This is a genomic window from Saccharothrix sp. HUAS TT1, assembly GCF_040744945.1.
Lineage (GTDB): Bacteria > Actinomycetota > Actinomycetes > Mycobacteriales > Pseudonocardiaceae > Actinosynnema.
Genome location: NZ_CP160453.1, coordinates 1,009,983 through 1,031,219, shown reverse-complemented (window position 1 = coordinate 1,031,219; position 21,237 = coordinate 1,009,983). Strand labels below are relative to the sequence as shown.

Genomic DNA, 21,237 nt, shown 5'->3' with positions numbered 1-21,237 from the left:
TCGCCCGAGTATGCCCAGCGCGCACCGGGGCCGGCACACCCAACCGGGTTGTGCCGGACCCCGTCCGCGTCACGGTGCGCTCGGTGCGATCACCTGCGCCCGGTCGCCCGACGCGTTGTGGTGGTGCAGCAGGAGCAGGCTGTCCGCGCCGTCCGACGCCGACGCCCCGGCGTCACGCCGCACGCGCAGCACCGCGCCCGGCGCCGCGACGAACGACACCGAGCCCTCCACCGCGAGCCCCGGCCGCAGCGGGTCGAACGACATCGGCGCGTCGATCCGGTCCACCAGCCCGTCCAGCACGCCGGGCGGGGTGTACTGCCCGGTCACCACGGCGGTGTACGCCAGCCGCGCGCTCGTCGCCGCCGGGTCGATGCCCAACGCCGCCAGCGTCACCGGCAGCACCACCACGTCGGTGTCCATCACGTTGGTGTCCACGTCGCCGTACCGGCCGTTGAGCGGCTGCTCGTCCACCACCACCCCGTCGGCCACCCGCACGGTCCGCGCCAGCCACACGTCGGCCGTCACGACGTCGGACGTGGTCGGCTTGACCGCGTCCACGGCGTAGTCGGCCACGCCGTCGCCGGTGGTGTCGATCCTGATCCCGGGGCTGTTCGCCACCCCGAGCGTCACCCAGTCGTGCCAGGTCACCACGCCGAACGACAGCACCCCGTCGGCCGCCGCCGCCCCGACGTGCCGCAGGTCGCCGCCGCGCGCCGACTCGTTCACCGCGCAGTCGACCAGCACCTCGCCCCCGCAGTCCGGCAGCCGCGGGCTGGACCCGTGCAGCTCGAACGCGCTCAGCAGCGACCGGTACGCCTCGTCGCCCTCGCCCTGGTCCAGCCCGCGCCCCCGCAGCTCCAGCGCCCCCGCGCCGAGGTCGACCGCCTCCACGTCGGCGACCGGCTCCGGCGCGGCGTACACCGGCACCCGCAGCACGGTGTCGCCGGACCGCACGAGCAGCCGGCCGGACGCCTCGGCCAGGAACTGCCTGGCCACGCCCGCCTGCTCCTTCGCCACCGTCGGGTCGGCCACCTTGCGCAGCTCGTCGGGCTCGACCGACAGCGTCACCCGCGTGGTCCCGGACCCGCCGGGCGGCACGACGAGCGTCGTCGGCCACACGTCGAACCGCGCGCCGGGCACGGTCGTCGCGGCTTCGTAGGACACCGACACCAGGCGCGGCCGGGACGACTTGTTCACCACCTCGACCGTCTTCGCCACCGACATCGGGGCCGCCGCGCCGACGGGTCCGAACGACACGCCGACCGCGCCCCGCTCGTCCCGCACCATGGCCAGCAGGTCGACGTGCACCGCGTCCAGGGCGTCGACCCGGCCCGCGCCGACCCGCATGGGCGCCTCGGGCGTCCCGGTGGTGTGGTCGTCGCCGTCGGTCACGTCGCCGCGCGCGGTGTTCATGATCGCGGCCTTGACCTCCTCGACCGTCCACTCCGGGTGCGCCTCGCGGACCAGCGCGGCGATGCCCGCCACGTGCGGCGCGGCCATCGACGTGCCACCCATGCTGACCGAACCGTCACCGCTGCCGGACGCGGCGGACGTGATCGTGTCGCCGGGCGCGGCCACGTCCGGCTTGGCCGCCGTCGCCCCGCGCGCGCCCCGCGCCGACGACGGCGTCAGCGTGTCGGCCAGCGCGGGCGTCGTGTTCGGCACGGCGTTGCGCAGCGAGCCGAGCATCCGCACCTCCAGCGTCCCGTCGGCCAGCGCGGGCCGCAGCGCCTCGGTGGCAGCCCTGGTGAACTGGAACGCCGGGATGCCCGCGTTGCCCGCGATGGCCGCCTTGAAGTTGTCGGCGGTGGTGGTGAGCAGCACGCCCTCCGCGCCGGCCGCCTCGGCGTTGTCGGTCCGCACGGCCGAGCCGCACGCCCGCGTCGCGTCGTCCTCGTCCCACTCCAGCCAGGCGAACCGGCCGGTCAGGTCCTCGGTGATGGGCGCGCACCCGTCCAGGTTGGTTTGGTCGGACACCGGCGCGACGGGCAGTTCCAGGTCCAGCGAGTCGTAGCCGGTGTAGTCCTTGCCGTACTGGCCGGCCCGCCGCGTCCCGGCCACCTCGACGCCGTCGAGCACCACGTGCGCGTCGCGGGTGTTCGCCACCGCCAACGCCTCGGGCGTGTTCGCGGGCGAGACGCCGACGTCGTAGAAGTCGCCGCCGTTGCCCGCCGACGCGACCACCACCACGCCGTGCTCCACGACCTTGCGGACGAACAGGCTGTCGGGGTCGTCCTGGGCGCCGAAGTCGGTGCCCAGCGACAGGTTCACCACGTCGAGGTGGTCGCCGAAGTCGCCGTCGCCGTCCGGGTCGAGCGACCAGTCCAGCGCCGGCCCGACGAGTTCGGTGGCGCCCGTGCAGCCGAAGACCTTCAACGCGTACAGCGACGCCTTCGGCGCCACGCCGGGGCCGATCCGCATCCCGGCCACCGCCTCGGGCGTCAGCGCCCGGTAGTCGCCGGTGAACGTGGTTCCGTCGGCGTCCTCGCCGTACCCGGCGGCGGTGCCGGCGACGTGCGTACCGTGGCCGTGGCAGTCCAGCGGGTTCGGGTCGGGCGCGGGGACGGCCAGCTCCGGGGTCATCGCGTCGTAGTCGTCGCCCGCGAAGTCGTGGCCGCCGACGACCTTCGCGTTCGGGGTCCACGGCGCGGTGCGGTCGACGGCCTCGTGGGCGGCGGTGGTGCCGGGGCCGCCGAAGTCGGCGTGCGTGTAGTCGATGCCGGTGTCCACGATGCCGATGCGCAGGCCCTCGCCGTGCCGGCCGGTGTCCCGCCACACCTGCGCGGCGCGGGTCAGCTCCACCGCGCCCGCGTTGCGCACGGTCTTGGGCACGGTCCGCCGCACGGCCCGGACCTCAGGCAGCGCGGCCAGCCCGCGCAGGCTCGCGGCGTCGGCGGTGACGACTACGCCGGGCACCGCGTTGCGGGTGGTGGCGACCTCGCGGGTGGCGGAGCCCTTGTGCCGCAACGCTTCCAGCACCCGGTCGACCTGCGCGTCGACGTGCCGCCGGGCCTCGCGCGCCGCGCCGGCCGGGTCGCCGCCCCGGGCCTTCTCGTCGCCGTACGCCCGCGCGGCCGGGGTGCCGGTCAGCTCGACGAACGCGGTGACCGGCCCGGTGGCCCGGTCGAGCGCCGACCCGGCCCGTTCGGACGACCCGCCGCGCACGTGGTCGGCCGACACCGGGGGCAGCGGTTCGGCCTCAGGGCCGGCGCCGGGGCCGACATCGGGGCCGGCGGACGCCGGAGCGCCGACCAGCAGCGAGGCGAGCAGTGCGGCGGCAGGCGCCCACACCGCGCGGTGGAATGTCATCGCAACCCTTCGTGACCGGAATTCATCGGATCAATAATCGGACAACCTCTAGACGGGCCCTGGTCGGAGCGCTATACATCCGATCTGTCGACCGGTTGCTGAGGAGGACCTGCCGTGCAGTTGCTGCGCCTGGGACCGTCGGGTTCGGAACGACCCGCCGTCCGTGCCGACGACGGCGTCACGTACGACCTGACCCCGGTGACCGACGACGTGACCGGGGCGTTCCTGGCCGCCGACGGCATCGCCCGCGCCAGGGCCGCCCTCGCCGCCGGAGAACTCCACCCGATCGTGGACGACGGCGAGCGCGTCGGACCCCCGGTCGCGGACGTCGGCAAGATCGTCTGCATCGGCCTCAACTACCGCGACCACGCGGCGGAGGTCGGCGCCCCGCTGCCGGCCGAGCCGGTGGTGTTCCTCAAGGCCGCCGACACGATCGTCGGCCCGAACGACGAGGTGCTGGTGCCGCGCCGGTCGACCAGGACCGACTGGGAGGTCGAGCTGGCCGTCGTCATCGGCCGCGAGGCCAGGTACCTGGAGTCGACCGAGGAGGCCCTGACCTGCGTCGCCGGGTACGCGGTGTCCCACGACGTCAGCGAGCGCGAGTTCCAGCTCGACCGCGGCGGGCAGTGGGACAAGGGCAAGAACTGCGAGACGTTCAACCCGCTCGGCCCCTTCCTCGTGCCCGCCGACGAGGTCGAGGACCCGCAGGCGCTGAGCGCGCGGCTGTGGGTCAACGGCGTGCTGCGCCAGGACTCCTCGACCAAGAACATGATCTTTCCGGTGGCCGAGCTGGTCCGCTACCTGAGCTGGTTCCTCGTCCTCCGACCGGGGGACGTCATCAACACCGGCACGCCGGCCGGCGTCGCGCTCGGCCAACCGGAGCCGAAGCCGTACCTGCGGGCCGGTGACGTGGTGGAGCTGGAGGTCGAAGGGCTCGGCAGGCAGCGCCAGACGTTCGGGCAGGCGTGATGACCGCCGGCGCGGACCGCGCCGGGGGAGGGCGGATCGTGGCCCTGGACGTGCTGGACGTCCGGTTCCCGACCTCGCGCGAGCTGGACGGCTCGGACGCGATGAACCCCGACCCGGACTACTCCGCCGCCTACGTCGTGCTGCGCACCTCGGCCGGTCCGGACGGGTACGGGCTGGCGTTCACCATCGGGCGCGGCAACGACGTGCAGGCCGCCGCGATCCGGTCGCTGGCCCACCACGTCGTCGGCCGGCCGGTCCCGGAGACCGCCGCCGACCTGGCCGCGCTGTCCGCGGAGCTGGTCGGCGACTCGCAGCTGCGCTGGCTGGGCCCGGAGAAGGGCGTCGCGCACATGGCGCTGGGCGCGGTGGTCAACGCCGCGTGGGACCTGGCGGCCAGGCGGGCGGGGCTGCCGCTGTGGCGGTTCCTGTCCGGGATGACGCCGGAGGAGGTCGTCGGCCTGGTCGACTTCCGGTACCTGTCCGACGCGCTCACGCCGGACGAGGCGCTGGCGATCCTGCGCCGCGCCGAGCCGGGGCGCGCCGAGCGCGCCGCCGCCCTGGTCCGGGACGGCTACCCGGCCTACACGACGTCGCCGGGCTGGCTCGGCTACCCCGACGACAAGCTGGCGGGCCTGGCCGGGCAGGCGCTGGCCGACGGCTTCGACATGATCAAGCTGAAGGTCGGCGCGAGCCTGGACGACGACGTGCGCCGGGTGAAGCTGGCCCGCGAGGTCGTCGGCGACGGCGTGCGCATCGCGGTGGACGCCAACCAGCGGTGGGACGTCGGCACGGCCATCGCGTGGGTGCGCGAGCTGGCGCCGTTCGACCCGTACTGGGTGGAGGAGCCGACGTCGCCGGACGACGTGCTCGGGCACGGCGCGATCGCCAGGGCGGTGAGCCCGGTCAAGGTCGCCACCGGCGAGCACGTGCCGAACCGGGTGGTGTTCAAGCAGCTGCTGCAGGCGGGCGCGGTGGACGTGGTGCAGCTCGACGCGTGCCGGGTCGGCGGGGTCAACGAGAACGTGGCGATCCTGTTGCTGGCGGCCAAGTTCGGCGTCCCGGTGTGCCCGCACGCGGGTGGCGTCGGCCTGTGCGAGCTGGTGCGGCACCTGGCGATGTTCGACTACGTGGCGGTGTCCGGGTCGCTGGAGGGCCGCGTGATCGAGTGGGTGGACCACCTGCACGAGCACTTCACCGACCCGGCCGTGGTGCGGGGCGGCCGGTACGCGGCGCCCACCGAGCCCGGGTTCTCCGCGCGGCTCAAGGACGAGTCGCTGGTGGCGTACAGCTACCCGGACGGTCCGGTGTGGACGGAACTGGAGGCGCGGTGAGCGAGTTCGAGGGGTTGGTCGCGGTGGTGACCGGCGGCGCGTCGGGCATCGGCCTGGCCACCGCGCGGCTGCTGGCCGCCCGCGGCGCGACGGCGGTGGCGCTGGACCTGAACCCCCGGGTCGACCCGCCGCTGCACGGCATCGGGGTGGACGTGTCCGACGACGCGTCGGTGCGCGCGGCGGTCGCCGAGGTGGTCGAGCGGTTCGGCCGGCTCGACGTGGTGGTGAACAACGCGGGCGTCGGCGCGCAGGGCGACGTGGCCGCGAACCCGGACGACGAGTGGTTGCGGGTGCTGGACGTCAACGTGGTCGGCATGGCCCGGGTCGCCCGCGCCGCCCTGCCGCACCTGCGCCGGTCGCCGTCGGCGGCGATCGTGAACACCGGCTCGATCGCGGCCTGGGCCGGTCTGCCGCAGCGCGCGCTGTACTCGGCGAGCAAGGGCGCGGTGCACGCGTTGACGCTGGCCATGGCCGCGGACCACGTGCGCGAGGGCATCCGCGTGAACGCGGTGGCCCCCGGCACGGCGGACACCCCCTGGGTGGGCCGCCTGCTCGACTCGGCGCCGGACCCGGCCGCCGAGCGGGCCGCCCTGGAGGCCAGGCAGCCGCACGGGCGGCTGGTCTCGGCGGACGAGGTCGCGGGCGCGATCGCCTACCTGGCCGGTCCGCTCTCCGGCTCCACCACCGGGACCGTCCTCGCGGTCGACGGCGGCATGCACGGGCTGCGGCTGCGCCCGAAACCCTAGCCGCACCAACGCGCCGCACGGCGCGGTGATCATCGTGGCGCCGGCGGAGGCCGGGCCGCCACGGGGAAGGCGCAGCAGTGATCCCCTTGTCCCGGTGGGGTTTCGGCGGCGGACCGATCGGCAACCTGTACGCGGAGGTGTCCGACGCGGACGCGCTCGGCGCGCTGGAGGCCGCCTGGGACGCCGGGGTCCGGTACTTCGACACCGCGCCGCACTACGGGCTCGGGCTGTCCGAGCGGCGGTTGGGCGAGTTCCTCTCCTCCAAGCCGCGGGACGAGTTCGTGGTGTCCACCAAGGTCGGCCGGGTGCTGGAGCCGTGGTCCGGCGGCGGCGACGACCTGGCGAGCGGGTTCGCGGTGCCCGCGTGGGCGCGGCGGCGGTGGGACTTCAGCGCGGACGGCGTGCGGCGGTCGTTGGAGTCCTCTTTGGACCGGACGGGGCTGGACCGGTTCGACGTGGTGTACGTGCACGACCCGGACGACCACTGGGAGCAGGCGTCCGCCGAGGCGGTGCCCGCGCTGGCGGCGTTGCGCTCGGAGGGGGTCGTCGGGGCGGTCGGGGTCGGGATGAACCAGTGGGAGCTGCCCGCGCGGTTCGTCCGGGAGACCGACGTCGACGTGGTGCTGCTGGCCGGGCGGTACACCGTGCTGGACCGGGCGGGGGAGCCGCTGCTGGACCTGTGCGCGGCGCGGGGCGTGCCGGTGGTGGCGGCCGGGGTGTTCAACTCCGGGCTGCTGGCCCGGCCGGAGGTCGGCGACACCTACGACTACCGGGCCGCGCCCGCCGAGCTGGTGGAGCGGGCCCGGCGGATCGCCGCGGTCTGCGCGCGGCACGGCGTGACGCTGCCGCAGGCGGCGGTGCGGTTCCCGCTCCGGCACCCGGCCGTCGAGTCGGTGCTGCTGGGCGTGCGGACGGCGGAGGAGGTCCGGGCCGATGCGGCGGCGGTGTCCGCCCCGGTGCCGGACGCGCTGTGGGAGGAGCTTCCATGATCGTCGACGCGCACCACCACGTGTGGGACCTGGCCGTGCGGGACCAGGACTGGATCACCGACCCGCCGATGGGCGCGATCCGGCGCTCGTTCTCGCTGGCCGACCTGGCGGCGGCGGCCCCGTCGGTGACGAGTTCGGTGCTGGTGCAGACCGTGCCGGTGGCGGGGGAGACGCCGGAGATGCTGGCGCTGGCCGCGTCGGACCCGCTGGTGGGCGCGGTGGTGGGGTGGACGGACCTGACGTCCGGCGCGGTCGGTGACGCGCTGGCGGGGTTGCGCGCCGGTCCGGGCGGCGAGTGGCTGCGCGGCATCCGGCACGTGGTGCAGGCGGAGCCGGACCCGGAGTGGTTGTGCCGCGCGGACGTCCGGCGCGGGCTGGCGGCCGTCGGGCGGGCGGGGCTGGTGTACGACCTGCTGACGGCGCCGCACCAGCTGCCCGCCGCCACGCGCACCGCCGCGGCGCTGCCGGACGTGCCGTTCGTGCTGGACCACTGCTCCAAGCCGCCGATCCGGTCGGGGGACCTGGGCGCGTGGGCGGCGGACGTGCGGGCGCTGGCGGCGTGCGAGAACGTCACGTGCAAGGTGTCCGGGCTGGTCACGGAGGCGGACTGGCGCGAGTGGGCGGTGGCCGACCTGCGGCCGTGCTTCGAGGTGGTGCTGGAGGCGTTCGGGCCGGAGCGGCTGATGTTCGGGTCGGACTGGCCGGTGTGCCTGCTCGCCGCGTCGCACGCCGAGGTGCTGTCGGCGGCCTCGGCGCTCACGGAGTCGTTGTCCGGGTCGGAGCGCGCGGCGATCTTCGCCGGCACGGCGAGCCGGGTGTACGGGCTGGGCCGTTCGGCCTGACGCCGGTCAGGCCAGGTCGGAGAGCCACTGCTCGACGCCCGCGACGTGCACGGTCGACCAGGAGCGGGCGAGTTCGGGCTGGCGGGCGGCCAGGGCGTCGACGATGGCGCGGTGCTCGGCGACGGTCCGGTCCACCGCGCCGCCCTGCGTGATGCCGCGCCAGGTGCGGACCCGGACCGTGGGCCCGGCCAGCGTGTCGAGCAGTTGGGCCAGGTAGGCGTTGCCGGAGCCCTGCGCGATGGCGCGGTGGAACTCCAGGTCGTGCTCGACCAGCTCCTCCACCGACCGGGCCGACTCGGCCGCGTCGCACAGCGCCCGCAGCGCCGCCACCTCCTCGGGCCCGACCCGCTGCGCCGCCATGGCCGCGGCGGCGGGTTCGAGGATGCGGCGCACCTGGAGGACTTCCAGGACGGAGTCCTCGCCGCGGTGCAGGTCCAGCACGAACGACAGCGCGCCGAGCAGGTCGTCGGCCCGCAGGCTGGACACGTACGTGCCGTCGCCCTGCCGCACGTCCAGCACCCGGACCAGCGACAACGCCTTGACCGCCTCGCGCAGCGAGTTCCGCGACAGGCCGAGCCGCCCGGCCAGGTCCGCCTCGCGGGGCAGCCGGTCGCCGGGCTTCAGCTCGCCCGAGACGATCATCTCCTTGACGCGCAGGATGGCGTCGTCGGTAACTGCCACGGCGGCCCTCGACTCGTCAGCTAGACCTCGGATGTCTGGCGCCAAGTATGGGCCACGCCGAAGCGCCGTGCGGCCGACCTCGCCGCACGGCGAAACATTCACCCATCATTACTCTATTCGGTTATCTTATAACCACACGTGACGGCGTCCGCCACTTCCGGCCATAATGGTCTGGACCATTTGAGGAGGGACCTTGGACACGGTTGTCGCAGCTCCGCGAGCACTGCTCGGTCGGACCATCACCGGTCCCGTCAGCCTGAGGTTGCGGGCGGGCCGGATCGTCGAGGTCGTCGTGGGCTCACCGCCCGACGACGCCGACGTGCTGACCGACGGCCTGCTCACCCCGGGCCTGGTGGACGTGCAGGTCAACGGGGCGGTCGGGGTCGACTTCGCCGAGGTGGACCCCGAAGGCATGGCCGCGGTGGCGAGAGCGCTCCCGCAGACCGGGGTGACCCGGTTCCTGCCGACCCTGATCACCGCGCCGGTGCCGGTGGCGGTGCGCCAGGCGCACGCCGTGGTGGCGGCGTCGGCGACCCTGCCGGTGCACGCGGGCGCCAAGCCGCTCGGCGTGCACCTGGAGGGGCCGTTCCTGTCGCCGAAGCGGGCGGGCGTGCACGACCCGGCGCTGATGGTGCCGCCGGGCGCGGCCGAGATCGACCTGCTCCTGGGCGACGAGGTGCTGCGCCGGGCGTTGCGGATGGTGACGCTGGCGCCCGAGCAGCCGGGCGGCATGGAGGCCGTGCGCAGGCTGGCGGCGGCGGGCGTGCTGGTCGCCGTCGGGCACAGCGACGCCACGGGCGAGCAGACCAGGGCCGCCGCCGAGGCGGGCGCGCGGATGGTGACGCACCTGTTCAACGCGCAGCGCCCGCTGGGCCACCGCGAGCCGGGCGTGCCGGGCGTGGCGCTGGTGGACGACCGGTTCACGCTGGGGCTGATCGCGGACCTGGCGCACGTCGGCCCGGACGTCTGCCGGCTGGTGTTCAACGCCGCCGGGCACCGGGTCGCGCTGGTCACGGACGCCGTGGCCGCCGCCGGCATGCCGCCCGGCCGCTACCAGCTCGGCGGCGCGGACGTGCTGCTGACCGAGGACGGCGTGCCGCGCTCGCCGGAGGGGACCATCGCGGGCAGCGCGCTGACGCTGGACCGCGCCGTGCGCAACATCGTGTCGGTGGGCGTCGACCCGGCGGCGGCGCTGGCGGCGGCGACCGTCGTCCCGGCCGACGCGATCGGCGAGCCCACGCTGGGCCGGTTGGAGGTCGGCGCGGTGGCCGACCTGGTCTGGTGGGACGACGACCTGCGGCCGCGCAAGGTGTGGGTGGACGGCGAGGTCGTGTTCGACAGCACGGCGGTGTACGAGCCGGCGCCGGTGTACGTGGAAGCGCCGGTGTACGAGAACGCGCCGGTCGGCTTGGCCGCGGCGGGCCAGTAGCCGGTCGCGGGACGAGGCCCGGGGGAGCGGTCCCCCCGGGCCTCGTCGTGTTCCGAGCGTTGAATTCAGGGGTCCTGGACGTAGGACACGGTGGTCGCGAACGTAGGACACGCGGGACGTGGAGGTACGACTCGCGCGGCGGGGGTCAGCGGGTGCGGGTGACTTTGTTGAGGCCGCGGGGGTTGTCGGGGTCGCCGCCGCGGGCGAGGGCGAGGCCGTGGGCCAGGCGTTGGATGGGCAGGATTTCGAGGATGGGGGCGATTTCCTCGGCGGTCTCGGCGACGGGGATGCGCAGGGCGGCGGGGGCTTTGTGGGCGGCGGAGCCGATGGCGAGGACGTCGGCGCCGCGTCCGTGGACGATGTCGAGGACGTCGTGCAGGGCGTCGCCGCCTTTGCCGGTGCTGGTGACGGCGAGGACGGCGGTGTCGCCGTCGACGGCGGCCACGGGGCCGTGCAGCAGGTCGGCGCCGCTGTAGGCGCGGGCGGCGAGGTAGGAGGTCTCGGCCAGTTTGAGGGCGGATTCCAGGGCGGTGGGCAGGGAGTAGCCGCGGCCGGTGGTCAGGACGCGGTCGACGAAGCGGTAGCGCTGGACGGCTTCGGCGACCGGGTCGGCGGAGGTGTCCAGGGTGGTCCGGGCGAGGTCGGCGAGGTTGGCGGCGGCGTGGCCGGCGCCGCCGCGGATGGCGTCGACGAGCAGGTAGAGGGCCAGCAGGGTGGCGGAGTAGGTCTTGGTGGCGGCGACGGCGTGCTCGACGCCGGCGCCGACGTCGACGGAGAGTTCGGCGGCGGCGTGCAGGGGGGAGGAGGCGGTGTTGGTGACGGCGACGGTGAGCGCGCCGCGGGCGCGGGCGGAGGCGGTGACCTCCAGCAGGTCGGGTGAGCCGCCGGATTGCGACACCGAGATCAGCAGCACGTCGCGCAGGTCGGGTTCGGCGCCGTAGAGGGTGGTGGTGGAGGGTGAGACCAGCCCGGCGGGCAGTTGGAGCAGGACCTCGGTGAGGTACTTGGCGTACAGGGCGGCGTGGTCGCTGGAGCCGCGTGCGGCCAGCAGCACGAACCGGGGTCGGCGGGCGGCGATCGCCGAGGCGACCCGGGCGATGGCGTCGCGTCGGGCGTGCAGGTCGGCGAAGATCGCGGGCTGCCGGTCGATCTCGGCCGCCATGTGCCTGCCGGGCTGGTCGTCGGTCATCCGGTTCCCCTGTCGGGTCAGGTGGCGGCGGCGATGCGCTCGGCCGCGGCCAGCAGGCACACCCGTGCGCCGCCGTGGGTGTCCACGCGGGCGGTGGCGCCCAGGTCGGGACCCGGAACGCCCGTCTCGACGTGGACAAGGTCTAGACCAATGGTAACGAGTGAGGTGACCAGGTCGCGAGCCCACGGGTACCGGTGCGCCTCCCGCGTCACCACCACGACCGGCCGCCCGGCCGCCGCCGCCGCGATCTCCCCGGCCGAGGTGGCCGACGTGGTCGGCAGCACCGACGTGCCCGGCACCAGCTCCGCCAGGTACGGCCCCAGGCCCCACGGCACGTCGCCGACCGCGATGGACGGCTCCACCGCCAGGTCGACCACCACGGGCGGCCCGGACAGTGCCAGCGACCCGCGCACCGACACCGCCCGCCGCGCCGCGGCCAGCCCCAGCTCCGGGTCGTGCGCGTCCACCGCGCCGGCGGGCGCGCCGAGCGCCGCCGTCCGCCGGGCCGCCTCCTCCAGCCGCTCCACCGGCAGCGCGCCCGACTCGACCGCCGCCACGATGCTGTCGACCAGCCACCGCAGCCCGTCGTCGTCCAGCGGCTCGCCGCCGAGGCACAACGCGTCCACCCCGGCCGCCAACGACCGCACGGAGCCCTCCGCCAGGTCGCCGCCGACGGCCTTCATGTCCAGCCCGTCGGTGATGACCGCGCCGGTGAACCCCAGCTCCTCCCGCAGCACGCGCACCGCGAGCGGGTTCAGCGTGGCGGGCGCGTCGCCCCACTCCGGCACCACCAGGTGCCCGGTCATGATCGACCGGACCCCGGCCGCGACGGCCGCCCGGAACGGCACGAACTCGACCGCCGCCAGCTCGGCCACCGTCCGCGGCAGCACGGGCAGCGCCGCGTGCGAGTCCACCGTGGACGCGCCGTGGCCGGGGAAGTGCTTGGCGCACGCCGCCACCCCGACCGCCTGCATGCCCTCCACGAACGCCGCCACGTGGCCGCCCGCCGCCACCGGGTCGGACCCGAAGGACCGCACCCCGATCACCGGGTCGTCCAGCGTCAGCACGAGGTCGGCCGACGGCGCCAGGTTCAGGCTCACCCCGCACGCCGCCAGCCGCGCCCCGATCGACGCCGCCACCGACCGGGTCAGCCCCGGGTCGTCCGCCGCGCCCAGCGCGTGGTTGCCCGGCACCTCCGACCCGCGGCCCGCGTCGAGCCGGGTGACGTCGCCACCCTCCTCGTCGATCCCGATGACCACGTCCGCCCGAGCGCCGCGCAACTGCGCGTTCAAGGCCGTGACCTGGGCGTCGTCCACGACGTTGCGCCCGAACAGCACGACGCCGCCGAGCCCGTCGGCCACCCGCTCCAACAGCCAGTCCGGCGCGGTGGTCCCGTGGAACCCCGGCAGCAGCACACCCGACGCGAGCCGGTGCAACGACATGCGGTCCTACCCCTTCACCGCACCGGCGGTGACACCGGTGACCATCTTGCGCTGCACGATCAGGAAGAACACCAGCACCGGCAGGGTGAACAGCGCCGAAGCGGCCATCGCGCCACCCCAGTCGGTGCCGAACTGCGTCTGGAACCCCGACAGCCACACCGGCAGGGTCTCCTTGCTCTGGTCGTTCACCAGCGACAGCGCGTACAGGAACTCGTTCCACGCGGTGACGAACGCGAACACCGACGTGGCGACCAGGCCCGGCCCGAGCAGCGGCAGCGTGACCCGGCGGAATGCGCCCCACCGGCTGCAGCCGTCCACCATCGCCGCCTCCTCCAGCTCCAGCGGGATGCCGTTGACGAACCCGCGCAGCGTCCACGCGCAGAACGGCAGCGTCACCGCGAAGTAGATCAGCGCCAGCGCGGGCAGCCGGTCCAGCAGGTCCAGGTCCCGCATCATCAGGAACATCGGGATCAGCAGCGCCTCGAACGGCGCCATCTGCGCCACCAGCAGCATCATCACGAAGCCCTTGCGGCCGCGGAACCGCATCCGGGACAGCGCCAGCGCCGCCAGCAGACCGATCACGACCGCCGCCAGCACCGCGCTCAACGTCACCAGCAGGCTGTTGCCCAGCGCGTCGAGGAAACCGGGCTTGTTCCACGCGGTGCCGAAGTTCGACCCCGTCACCGAGAACGGGATCAGGTCGTAACCGCTGGTCAGCAGGTCCTTGCGCGGCTTCAGCGCGGTCGCGACCATCCAGTAGGTCGGGAATGCGAACAGCAGGGCCACGACCAGCGCGACGACGTTCGCGGAAAGCCTCTTCGCGGTCACAGGTCGCCCTCCTGGGAACGGACCAGCCTGCGCAGGTACTGGAAGGTCAGCAGGGCCAGCAGCGCGACCATCACCACGGACACCGCCGCGGCCACGCCGAAGTGGCTCTTGGAGATGCCCTCCAGGTACTGGTACACGGGCAACGTGGTGCTGCCGCCGTCCGGGCCGCCCTTGCGCATCGCCCAGATCTGGGCGAACACCTTGAAGTCCCACAGCAGCGACAGGAACGTCACCATCAGCAGCAGCGGCCGCAGCTCCGGCCACGTCACCGTGCGGAACGTCTGCCACGCGGACGCCCCGTCGATGCCCGCCGCCTCGTACTGGTCCTTCGGGATCCCGATGACACCGGCGTACAGCGAGAACGCCAGGAACGGGATCGCCTGCCACACGATCAGCAGCCCGATCACGGCCAGCGTCGACGTGCCGGTGGAGAACCACGAGAACCCGGCGAACGAGTCGAACCCGAGCTGGACCAGGGTCTTGTTCAGGATCCCGTACTGCTGGTCGAAGATCCACTGGTAGACCGTGGTGGCCGCGAGCAGCGGCATCGCCCACGCCAGCAGCATCGCGACCTGCAGCGCGATCCGCACGACCGGGCTGGTCTGCCGCATCAGCAGCGCGATCAGCAGGCCGGCGGACACGGACGCGGCCACCACGACGGCGGTGAACACCACCGTGCGCAGCGCGATCGCCCAGAACCCCGGGTCGCCCAGGATCTCGGCGTAGTTGTCCAGGCCGGTCCACACGACCTCGCCGCGGGTCAGCTCGCGCAGGTTCAGCCGGCGGAAGCTGGTGATCACCACGGAGAGGACGGGCCAGCCGATCAACCAGAGGATGGCCACCAGGGCGGGGGCCAGCAGCAGGTAGGGCAGCGCCCGGTCGAAGGCGCTGCCCCGACGGCGCGGCGCGCCGTCCGGTGCGGCACGCCGCGGCGCCGACGAGTTGTCCGTCGGCACCGCGGCGTCGGTCGTGTGCACGGCCGTCATCCGACCGTCAGCCGCCCAGCGTCTTCGACAGCGCCGCGTTGGCGTCGCCCGTCGCCTGGTCCAGCGGCTTCGCGCCGGTCAGGTACGCGGTCAGCATGTCCTTGAGCGGGTTCTGGCCCGCCTCGACCGCGGCCCAGGCCGGCGTGGTCGGGGTGACCTTGCCGTTCGGGGCGGACTCGGCCAGCGCCTTGCCCAGCGGGTTGGTGGACAGCTTCGAGGTGTCGGTCGAGGTGCCGGGCACCGAGCCGCCCTCGGCCAGCATGTCCTGGTACTTCTTCGAGGACAGCAGCTTCAGGTACTCCTTGGCCAGGTCGCTGTTCTTGCTGCCGGCCGGGATGGCGAGGTTCGAGCCGCCGAGGAACACCGGGGCGGTCTTGCCCGCGGTCTTCGACGGGATCGGGAACGCCGCGGTCTTCTCCTTCAGGTCCGGGTTGGCCTTGACCGCGCCCGCCAGCTCCCACGGCAGACCGATCATCATGCCGACCTTGCCCGTGCCGAAGACCTCCATCTGCTGCGGAGTGGCCTCGTCGGCGTCCTTCGGGGCCTTGGTGCCCGAGGTGTCGACCAGCTTCTTGTAGAACTCCAGGCCGGCCTTCGCCTGCGGGGTGTCCAGCGCGCCCGCCCAGGCGGAGCCCTGCGGCTTGGCCACGTCGCCGCCCTCGTCCCAGATGAACGACAGCAGCACGTACCAGGACTGGCCGGGCAGGTAGAGGGGCTGGAAGTCCGGGTCGGCCGCGTTGGCCGTCTTCAGCTTCTCGATCGCGGCGACCCACTCGTCACGCGACGTCGGCGCGGCGGTGATGCCCGCGGCCTCGAACAGGTCGGTCCGGTAGATGACCGTGCGGTTCGCGGCGTAGAACGGCAGGCCGTACTGCTTGCCGTCCCAGGTCAGCGAGTCCTTGAGGCCGCCGAGCCACTGGTCGCCGTTGAGGTCGGCGGCGTCGGCGCTGAGGTCGAGCAGCGTCTCCTCGGCCGCGAACTTCGCCGTCTGGGTGTTGCCCAGCTCGATGACGTCCGGCGGGTTGTTGCTGGTCAGAGCGGTGGTCAGCTTCTCCTGGATGCCGCCCCACTTCTGGATCTCGTACTTGACGGTGACGCCGGGGTGCGAGTCCTGGAACTCCTTGTTCAGCGCGTCGGTGAGGGTGGTCGGCGCCGAGCCGTCCATCAACCACACCGTCAGCGTCTTGGGTTCTCCGGAGTTGCCGCTGCCGCCGCCGTCGGAGCTCGTGCCACATCCGGCCACGGCCACCGCGAGTGCGGCGGCACCTACGGCCAGTCCTCTCCAGCCCTTCACGTTGTGCGCCCTTTCCCCATGCCCCGATCCCACGACCGGAACGCCAAAGTGGTGTAGACCAATGCGGCCTAGAGTGTGCCTCACCACAGGGCATGTCAAGGCTGTTGCTGGACCGTTGCAAAGTCATCGGATCATTTTTCGGCCGTTGTCGGGGGTTCGGGCGCACGATCCGACGAGGACAGGGCATCCTGTGTCTGGGAGCGCTGGCAAGGTCGGCTGGCAAGGGGCGAGGAGGAAGGCATGCTCGAGACGAGCCCTGCGACTGGCGTGGACGCCAGGACTCGCGCGCAGCGCGAGCCGAAGTACTGGGGACTCAAGCGGCATCTGCTCGACCTCCTGCGCGCGTTGCCGCCCGGATCGCCGATCCCGACGGAACGCTCGCTGGCGGCGGAGTTCGACGTGTCGCGCACGACGGTGCGGCAAGCGCTTGCCGAACTGACCGTGGAGGGTCGGTTGCTGCGCGTGCAGGGGAAGGGGACGTTCGCCGCCGAACCCAAGGTGGCGCAACGGCTCCAGCTGTCGTCGTACACAGAGGACATGAAAGCGCAGGGCAGGCAGCCCTCGTCACGGCTGATCGAGGCGTCGGAGATGCCCGCCGAGGCCGAGCTGGCCAGGCTGCTGGGCGTCCGGGCGGGCGCGAAGGTGCTGCGCCTGCACCGGCTGAGGCTGGCCGACGGCGAGCCGATGGCGATCGAGACGACCCACCTGGCCCTGGGCCGGTTCCGCGGCCTGCGCCGCTACCTCGCGCCGGGCGCGTCGCTGTACCAGGTGCTGCGGGAGCGGTTCGGCGTCGAGATGGGACACGCCGAGGAGACCATCGAGACGGCGCTCGCGTCACCGGAGGAGGCCGAGCTGCTGGGCGCGGACATCGGCCTGCCGATGCTGCTGCTGTCGCGGCACTCGTTCGACACGGAGGGCAACCCGGTGGAGTGGGTGCGCTCGGTGTACCGGGGCGACCGGTACAAGTTCGTGGCCACCCTGAACCGCCCGGCGGGCTAGCTCCGCAGGAGTCCCCCGCCCGAGGGGGACCCCTGTTCTCGATTCTGCCGGCGGCCACCGACAGTTGCGGCTGTGGTGGCGCGGCCTGTGGACAAGTCCGGGGGCAGAATGGGTCGGTGACGGAGACCGTTGTCTGGGGCACCGGACGTGCCAAGGCCGTGCTGGCCACGACCATCCTCGGCTCGGGCATGGCGATGCTCGACAGCACGATCGTCAACGTCGCCCTGCCCCGCATCGGCGCCGAGCTGGCGGCCTCCGTCGCCGGCCTGCAGTGGATCCTCGACGGCTACCTCCTGGCCCTCGCCTCGCTGATCCTGGTCGCGGGCTCCCTGGGCGACCGCTACGGCCGCCGCCGGGTGTTCACGTTCGGCGTGCTCTGGTTCGGCGCGGCCTCGTTGTTGTGCGGGCTCGCGCCGACGACGGAGCTGCTGGTCCTCGCCCGCATCCTGCAGGGCGTCGGCGGGGCGCTGCTCACGCCCGGGTCGCTGGCCATCCTCCAGTCGGTGTTCGCCCGCGCCGACCGCGGCCGGGCCATCGGCGCCTGGTCCGGGCTCGCGGGCGTCGCCACGGCGATCGGCCCGCTGCTGGGCGGCCTGCTGGTGCAGGCGTGGTCGTGGCGGCTCGCGTTCCTGATCAACCTGCCGGTCGCGGCGGTCTGCGTGTGGCTGGCCCGCCGGTACGTGCCCGAGTCCCGCGACGAAGCCCTCACCGGCCACCCGAACATCGGCGAGTCGGTCGTCGGCGCGCTCGGCCTGGCGGGCGTCACCGGCGCGCTGGTCGAAGCGCCGGTGCGCGGCGCGGACGCCCTGGTCGTCACGTCGGCCGCGGTCGGTGTCGCGTGCCTGGTGGCGTTCGTCGTGCTGCAGCGCCGCGGCCGCGACCCGCTCGTGCCGCCCGCGCTGTTCGCCGATCGGACGTTCGTGCTGGCCAACGCCCTGACGTTCCTCGTCTACGCCGCCCTCGGCGGGGTCATGGTGCTGATGGTCCTGCAGCTGCAGGTGTCGCTGGGCTACTCGCCGACCGCGTCCGGCCTGGCGAGCGTCCCGATCACGATCATCATGCTGGTCCTGTCGGCGCGCTCCGGGAACCTCGCCCAGCGGATCGGGCCGCGCGCCCAACTCGTCGGAGGACCGGTCCTGATCGGCGTCGGCATGCTCCTGCTGCGCCGGGTCGAGCCGGGCGCCGGCTACTGGACCGGCGTGCTGCCCGGCCTGCTCGTCTTCGGCCTCGGCCTGGCGGCGGTGGTGGCGCCGGTGACGGCGACCGTGCTGGCCGCCGCGCCCGACCGGTACGCGGGGGTCGCCTCGGGCGTCAACAACGCCGTCGCCCGCACCGGCAGCCTGGTCGCGGTGGCCGTGCTGCCCGCCGTGGCGGGCCTGACCGGCGCCCAGTACGCCGACCCGACCGCGCTCACCGAGGGCTGGCGGACGGCCCTGCTGGTGTGCGCGGTGGCGTCGATCGCCGGCGGCCTGCTGGCCATCGGCACGGACAACGACGTGCTCAAGGCCGCGCCGGAGACCCCCGAGCGCCACAGCTGCGGCGTCGACGGCCCGCCGGCGCGGGTGCCCGACTGATCAGAGGTACCGGGCGAGCACCTCGGGGTCGACGTTCCCGCCGGACAGCACGGCGACGGTCCGCCCGGCGGGCCGGGCGAGGTGCGCGGCGAAGGCGACCGCGCCGCTGGGCTCCACCACCAGCCTGGCCCGGCGGGCGAGCAGCCCGACGGCCGCCCCGATCTGTTCCTCGGACACCGTCACGACGTCGTCCACGTGGGCGGTCATGTGCGCGAACGTCAGCTCGGACGGCTCGGCCCGCAGCCCGTCGGCGACGGTCCGGGCCCGGTCCTCGGCGGGCCACCGGACCAGGGCGCCCGCCCGCAGCGACGCGGCCGCGTCACCGGCCAGCTCCGGCTCCACCCCGACCACCCGCGTCGACGGGCTCAGCGCCTTCACCGCGGCCGCCACGCCGGAGATCAGCCCGCCGCCGCTGACCGGCGCCAGCACCGTCTCCACGTCCGGCAGGTCGGCGATCACCTCCAGCCCGATGGTGCCCTGACCGGCGATGACGTCGGGGTGGTCGAACGGCGGGATGAGCGTCGCGCCGCGCTCGGCCACCAGCTCGGCGGCCCGCGACTCCCGCTCGGCCGTCGGCACCTGGACCACCTCGGCGCCGTGCGAGCGGGTCGCCTCGACCTTCACCCGCGGCGTGTCCTCGGGCACCACGATCACCGCGGGCACGCCGAACAGCTTCGCCGAGTACGCGACGGCCTGCGCGTGGTTGCCGCTGGAGTACGCGACGACGCCGCGCGCCCGCACGGCCTCGGGCAGCCGCGCCAGGGCGTTGTGCGCGCCGCGGATCTTGAACGCGCCGACGGGTTGCAGGCTCTCCGGCTTGAGCCACAGCCGGTCGTCGAACCGCAGCAGCGGTGTGCGGGTCGCCGCGCCCGCGATGCGCTCGGCGGCGGCCCGGATGTCGGAGATCGTGACGAGGTCCATGTCCCGATCCTCACCCCAGCGGCGGCTTCGTGACTACACGCCCCGTCACCGGAACTCCTCCTGCGTCGCCCGCCCGGGGCAACAGCATTCACACGTACGAGCCCTTTGAGGCGGAATCACTTACTTCTGGCAAATCCGCCCGAATCGGTGATCGAATCACTACCTTGAGTGAGAGTTAACTGTCAAACGCTACACAGCGCAGTCAACTCGGCGTGTGCTGTGACACACTTCGCCCTCAGATGGCCTGAACCGTAATAGGTAACAGGGTCATAACGTCGCTCGAACGGGCGAGTACTGGTCGGTAGGTACCGGGAGGAGGGGCCGTGCGAGAGCTGCGAGCGCCGGCTTCGACCCGGGATCTGCGACGTGCGACCACGGTCCCGGAACCCCGAGCGACGACGTGGACGAGGAGTAAAGGGGTGGGGCGACCCCTGCCGCCGCCCCACCACCCGTCCCCCTAGAGCCCCCGAGAGCGGTCCCTGCAACCAGGCTCTCGGGTTCCCTGCACCCGAAGATGAGGGAGACGCCTAATGAACCGCACGAGTGCGGTCCGCCTTGCCACGGCCGTCCTGCTGGCCGCCGGCACGGCTACAGCTCTCAGCGTACCGGCCACCGCGGACACCGCCGCGCCCTATGGGTCAACCCCGGCCGACACGGAGAGCTACCCGGCCGAGTTGCTCCAAGCGGCGCAACGCGACCTGGGCCTGAACGCCGAACAGGTCACCGCCCGTTTGGCGAGCGACACCCGCGCGGGTGAGATCGAGGCCGCGGCGCGGTCCGCGGTCGGCGCCGCCTTCGCAGGTTCGTGGATCAACCCGTCGACCGGCAAGCTGGTCGTCGCGGTGGCCGACTCGGCGAAGGTGGCCGCGGCGCGGTCCGCGGGCGCCGACGCCAAGTACGTGGCCTTCTCGCACCGGCAGCTGTCCGGCGCGAAGTCGGCGATCGACGGCATGACGGCGCCGAAGTCGATCACCGGCTGGCGGGTCGACGAGCAGACCAACTCGGTCGTCGTCGAGGTCAACCGCCTCCAGCGCGACGCGGCGGCGGAGTCGTTCCTGGCCACGGCCAAGACGCTCAGCCCGTCGGTGCGGGTGGTCGAGGTCGACCAGAGCCCGACGACGCTGTACGACACCCGCGGCGGCGACGCCTACTACATCGGCAGCGGCCGGTGCTCGGTGGGCTTCGCGGTCTCCGGCGGCTTCGTGACCGCGGGCCACTGCGGCCGCGTGGGCAACGCGACGACCGGCTTCAACCGCGTCTCGCAGGGCTCCTTCGCGGGCTCGTCCTTCCCAGGCAACGACTACGCCTGGGTGCGGACGAACTCCAACTGGACCTCGCGCCCGTGGGTCAACCGCTACAACGGCTCCAACGTCACCGTGACCGGCTCCACGTCGGCGGCGGTCGGCGCGGCGATCTGCCGCTCCGGCTCCACCACCGGCTGGCGCTGCGGCACCGTCCAGGCGAAGAACTCGACGGTGAACTACCCGCAGGGCACGGTGTCCGGCCTGACCCGCACGAACGCCTGCGCCGAGCCCGGCGACTCCGGCGGCTCGTGGGTGGCGGGCTCGGGCTACAGCCAGGCCCAGGGCGTGACCTCCGGCGGTTCGGGCAACTGCTCCTCCGGCGGCACGACCTACTTCCAGCCGGTCGGCGAGATCCTGAGCGCCTACGGGTTGAGCCTGACCCGCGGCTGATCGGGCGCCACTCC

At 73.7% G+C, this 21,237-nt stretch carries 17 protein-coding genes; 9 read left to right on the top strand and 8 right to left on the bottom strand.

Going from position 1 to position 21,237, the window contains the following annotated elements:
- Nucleotides 1-69 precede the first annotated feature (69 nt).
- The gene (locus tag AB0F89_RS05040) at nt 70-3,309 is read right to left on the bottom strand and encodes a S8 family serine peptidase (RefSeq protein ID WP_367133024.1); all 3,240 of its coding nucleotides are present in this window, start codon (nt 3,307-3,309) and stop codon (nt 70-72) included.
- 114 nt (nt 3,310-3,423) lie between these two features.
- On the opposite strand from AB0F89_RS05040, the gene AB0F89_RS05035 reads away from it, so the two are divergent.
- From AB0F89_RS05035 to AB0F89_RS05015, 5 genes are all read left to right on the top strand, one after another.
- Nucleotides 3,424-4,278 (top strand): fumarylacetoacetate hydrolase family protein, encoded by an 855-nt coding sequence (locus AB0F89_RS05035; RefSeq protein WP_367133023.1) that lies wholly within the window; start codon nt 3,424-3,426, stop codon nt 4,276-4,278.
- On the top strand, nt 4,278-5,609 hold the full coding sequence (locus AB0F89_RS05030) for an enolase C-terminal domain-like protein (RefSeq protein ID WP_367133021.1): 1,332 nt from the start codon (nt 4,278-4,280) through the stop codon (nt 5,607-5,609). The genes AB0F89_RS05035 and AB0F89_RS05030 overlap by 1 nt, the downstream gene beginning before the upstream one ends.
- Nucleotides 5,606-6,355, top strand: a complete 750-nt coding sequence (locus tag AB0F89_RS05025) for an SDR family NAD(P)-dependent oxidoreductase (protein ID WP_367133019.1) — start codon at nt 5,606-5,608, stop codon at nt 6,353-6,355. Before AB0F89_RS05030 ends, AB0F89_RS05025 begins: the two co-directional genes overlap by 4 nt.
- 77 nt (nt 6,356-6,432) lie before the next feature.
- Nucleotides 6,433-7,344, top strand: a complete 912-nt coding sequence (locus AB0F89_RS05020; RefSeq protein ID WP_367133017.1) for an aldo/keto reductase — start codon at nt 6,433-6,435, stop codon at nt 7,342-7,344.
- A complete protein-coding gene (locus tag AB0F89_RS05015) occupies nt 7,341-8,186 on the top strand; it encodes an amidohydrolase (RefSeq protein ID WP_367133015.1) in 846 nt (281 codons plus the stop codon). The genes AB0F89_RS05020 and AB0F89_RS05015 overlap by 4 nt, the downstream gene beginning before the upstream one ends.
- A 6-nt stretch (nt 8,187-8,192) precedes the next feature.
- Here AB0F89_RS05015 and AB0F89_RS05010 read toward each other — a convergent pair whose 3' ends face one another.
- On the bottom strand, nt 8,193-8,867 hold the full coding sequence (locus tag AB0F89_RS05010) for a FadR/GntR family transcriptional regulator (protein ID WP_367133013.1): 675 nt from the start codon (nt 8,865-8,867) through the stop codon (nt 8,193-8,195).
- 193 nt (nt 8,868-9,060) lie between these two features.
- Here AB0F89_RS05010 and nagA point away from each other — a divergent pair, with 193 nt between their 5' ends.
- Complete coding sequence (nagA, locus tag AB0F89_RS05005; protein ID WP_367133011.1) at nt 9,061-10,296, top strand: N-acetylglucosamine-6-phosphate deacetylase; 1,236 nt, start codon at nt 9,061-9,063, stop codon at nt 10,294-10,296.
- A gap of 145 nt (nt 10,297-10,441) precedes the next feature.
- On the opposite strand, the gene AB0F89_RS05000 is transcribed toward nagA, so the two are convergent.
- Genes AB0F89_RS05000 through AB0F89_RS04980 form a run of 5 tightly spaced genes read right to left on the bottom strand, consistent with a single transcriptional unit; the run spans nt 10,442 to nt 16,035 of the window.
- Nucleotides 10,442-11,485 carry an SIS domain-containing protein gene (locus AB0F89_RS05000; RefSeq protein ID WP_367129505.1) on the bottom strand — a complete coding sequence of 348 codons (1,044 nt, stop codon included), beginning with the start codon at nt 11,483-11,485 and terminating at the stop codon, nt 10,442-10,444.
- 17 nt (nt 11,486-11,502) lie between these two features.
- Nucleotides 11,503-12,927, bottom strand: coding sequence for a glycoside hydrolase family 3 protein (locus tag AB0F89_RS04995; protein WP_367133009.1), 1,425 nt, complete (start codon nt 12,925-12,927; stop codon nt 11,503-11,505).
- Nucleotides 12,928-12,933: 6 nt separating this feature from the next.
- Complete coding sequence (locus tag AB0F89_RS04990) at nt 12,934-13,755, bottom strand: carbohydrate ABC transporter permease (protein WP_367133007.1); 822 nt, start codon at nt 13,753-13,755, stop codon at nt 12,934-12,936.
- The gene (locus AB0F89_RS04985) at nt 13,752-14,741 is read right to left on the bottom strand and encodes a carbohydrate ABC transporter permease (RefSeq protein ID WP_367133005.1); all 990 of its coding nucleotides are present in this window, start codon (nt 14,739-14,741) and stop codon (nt 13,752-13,754) included. The genes AB0F89_RS04990 and AB0F89_RS04985 overlap by 4 nt, the downstream gene beginning before the upstream one ends.
- 7 nt (nt 14,742-14,748) lie before the next feature.
- Nucleotides 14,749-16,035, bottom strand: coding sequence for a sugar ABC transporter substrate-binding protein (locus tag AB0F89_RS04980; RefSeq protein WP_367133003.1), 1,287 nt, complete (start codon nt 16,033-16,035; stop codon nt 14,749-14,751).
- A gap of 240 nt (nt 16,036-16,275) precedes the next feature.
- Between AB0F89_RS04980 and AB0F89_RS04975 the strand changes: the two genes are divergently transcribed.
- Together AB0F89_RS04975 and AB0F89_RS04970 are read left to right on the top strand one after the other, a co-directional pair.
- Nucleotides 16,276-17,034 (top strand): GntR family transcriptional regulator, encoded by a 759-nt coding sequence (locus AB0F89_RS04975; RefSeq protein WP_230569723.1) that lies wholly within the window; start codon nt 16,276-16,278, stop codon nt 17,032-17,034.
- A gap of 116 nt (nt 17,035-17,150) precedes the next feature.
- Nucleotides 17,151-18,608 (top strand): MFS transporter, encoded by a 1,458-nt coding sequence (locus tag AB0F89_RS04970; protein WP_367133001.1) that lies wholly within the window; start codon nt 17,151-17,153, stop codon nt 18,606-18,608.
- On the opposite strand, the gene AB0F89_RS04965 is transcribed toward AB0F89_RS04970, so the two are convergent.
- On the bottom strand, nt 18,609-19,529 hold the full coding sequence (locus AB0F89_RS04965) for a threonine/serine dehydratase (RefSeq protein ID WP_367132999.1): 921 nt from the start codon (nt 19,527-19,529) through the stop codon (nt 18,609-18,611).
- 530 nt (nt 19,530-20,059) lie between these two features.
- Here AB0F89_RS04965 and AB0F89_RS04960 point away from each other — a divergent pair.
- The gene (locus AB0F89_RS04960) at nt 20,060-21,223 is read left to right on the top strand and encodes a S1 family peptidase (RefSeq protein ID WP_367132997.1); all 1,164 of its coding nucleotides are present in this window, start codon (nt 20,060-20,062) and stop codon (nt 21,221-21,223) included.
- The last annotated feature ends 14 nt before the right edge of the window (nt 21,224-21,237 follow it).

Bases quoted from the DNA above. Each gene is read 5' to 3' on its own strand.
- AB0F89_RS05030 (WP_367133021.1), top strand. From the start codon at position 4,278: ATGACCGCCGGCGCGGACCGCGCCGGGGGAGGGCGGATCGTGGCCCTG.
- AB0F89_RS04975 (WP_230569723.1), top strand. From the start codon at position 16,276: ATGCTCGAGACGAGCCCTGCGACTGGCGTGGACGCCAGGACTCGCGCG.
- AB0F89_RS05000 (WP_367129505.1), bottom strand. From the start codon at position 11,485: ATGACCGACGACCAGCCCGGCAGGCACATGGCGGCCGAGATCGACCGG.
- AB0F89_RS04985 (WP_367133005.1), bottom strand. From the start codon at position 14,741: ATGACGGCCGTGCACACGACCGACGCCGCGGTGCCGACGGACAACTCG.
- AB0F89_RS04960 (WP_367132997.1), top strand. From the start codon at position 20,060: ATGAACCGCACGAGTGCGGTCCGCCTTGCCACGGCCGTCCTGCTGGCC.
- AB0F89_RS05040 (WP_367133024.1), bottom strand. From the start codon at position 3,309: ATGACATTCCACCGCGCGGTGTGGGCGCCTGCCGCCGCACTGCTCGCC.
- AB0F89_RS04965 (WP_367132999.1), bottom strand. From the start codon at position 19,529: ATGGACCTCGTCACGATCTCCGACATCCGGGCCGCCGCCGAGCGCATC.
- AB0F89_RS05015 (WP_367133015.1), top strand. From the start codon at position 7,341: ATGATCGTCGACGCGCACCACCACGTGTGGGACCTGGCCGTGCGGGAC.
- AB0F89_RS04995 (WP_367133009.1), bottom strand. From the start codon at position 12,927: ATGTCGTTGCACCGGCTCGCGTCGGGTGTGCTGCTGCCGGGGTTCCAC.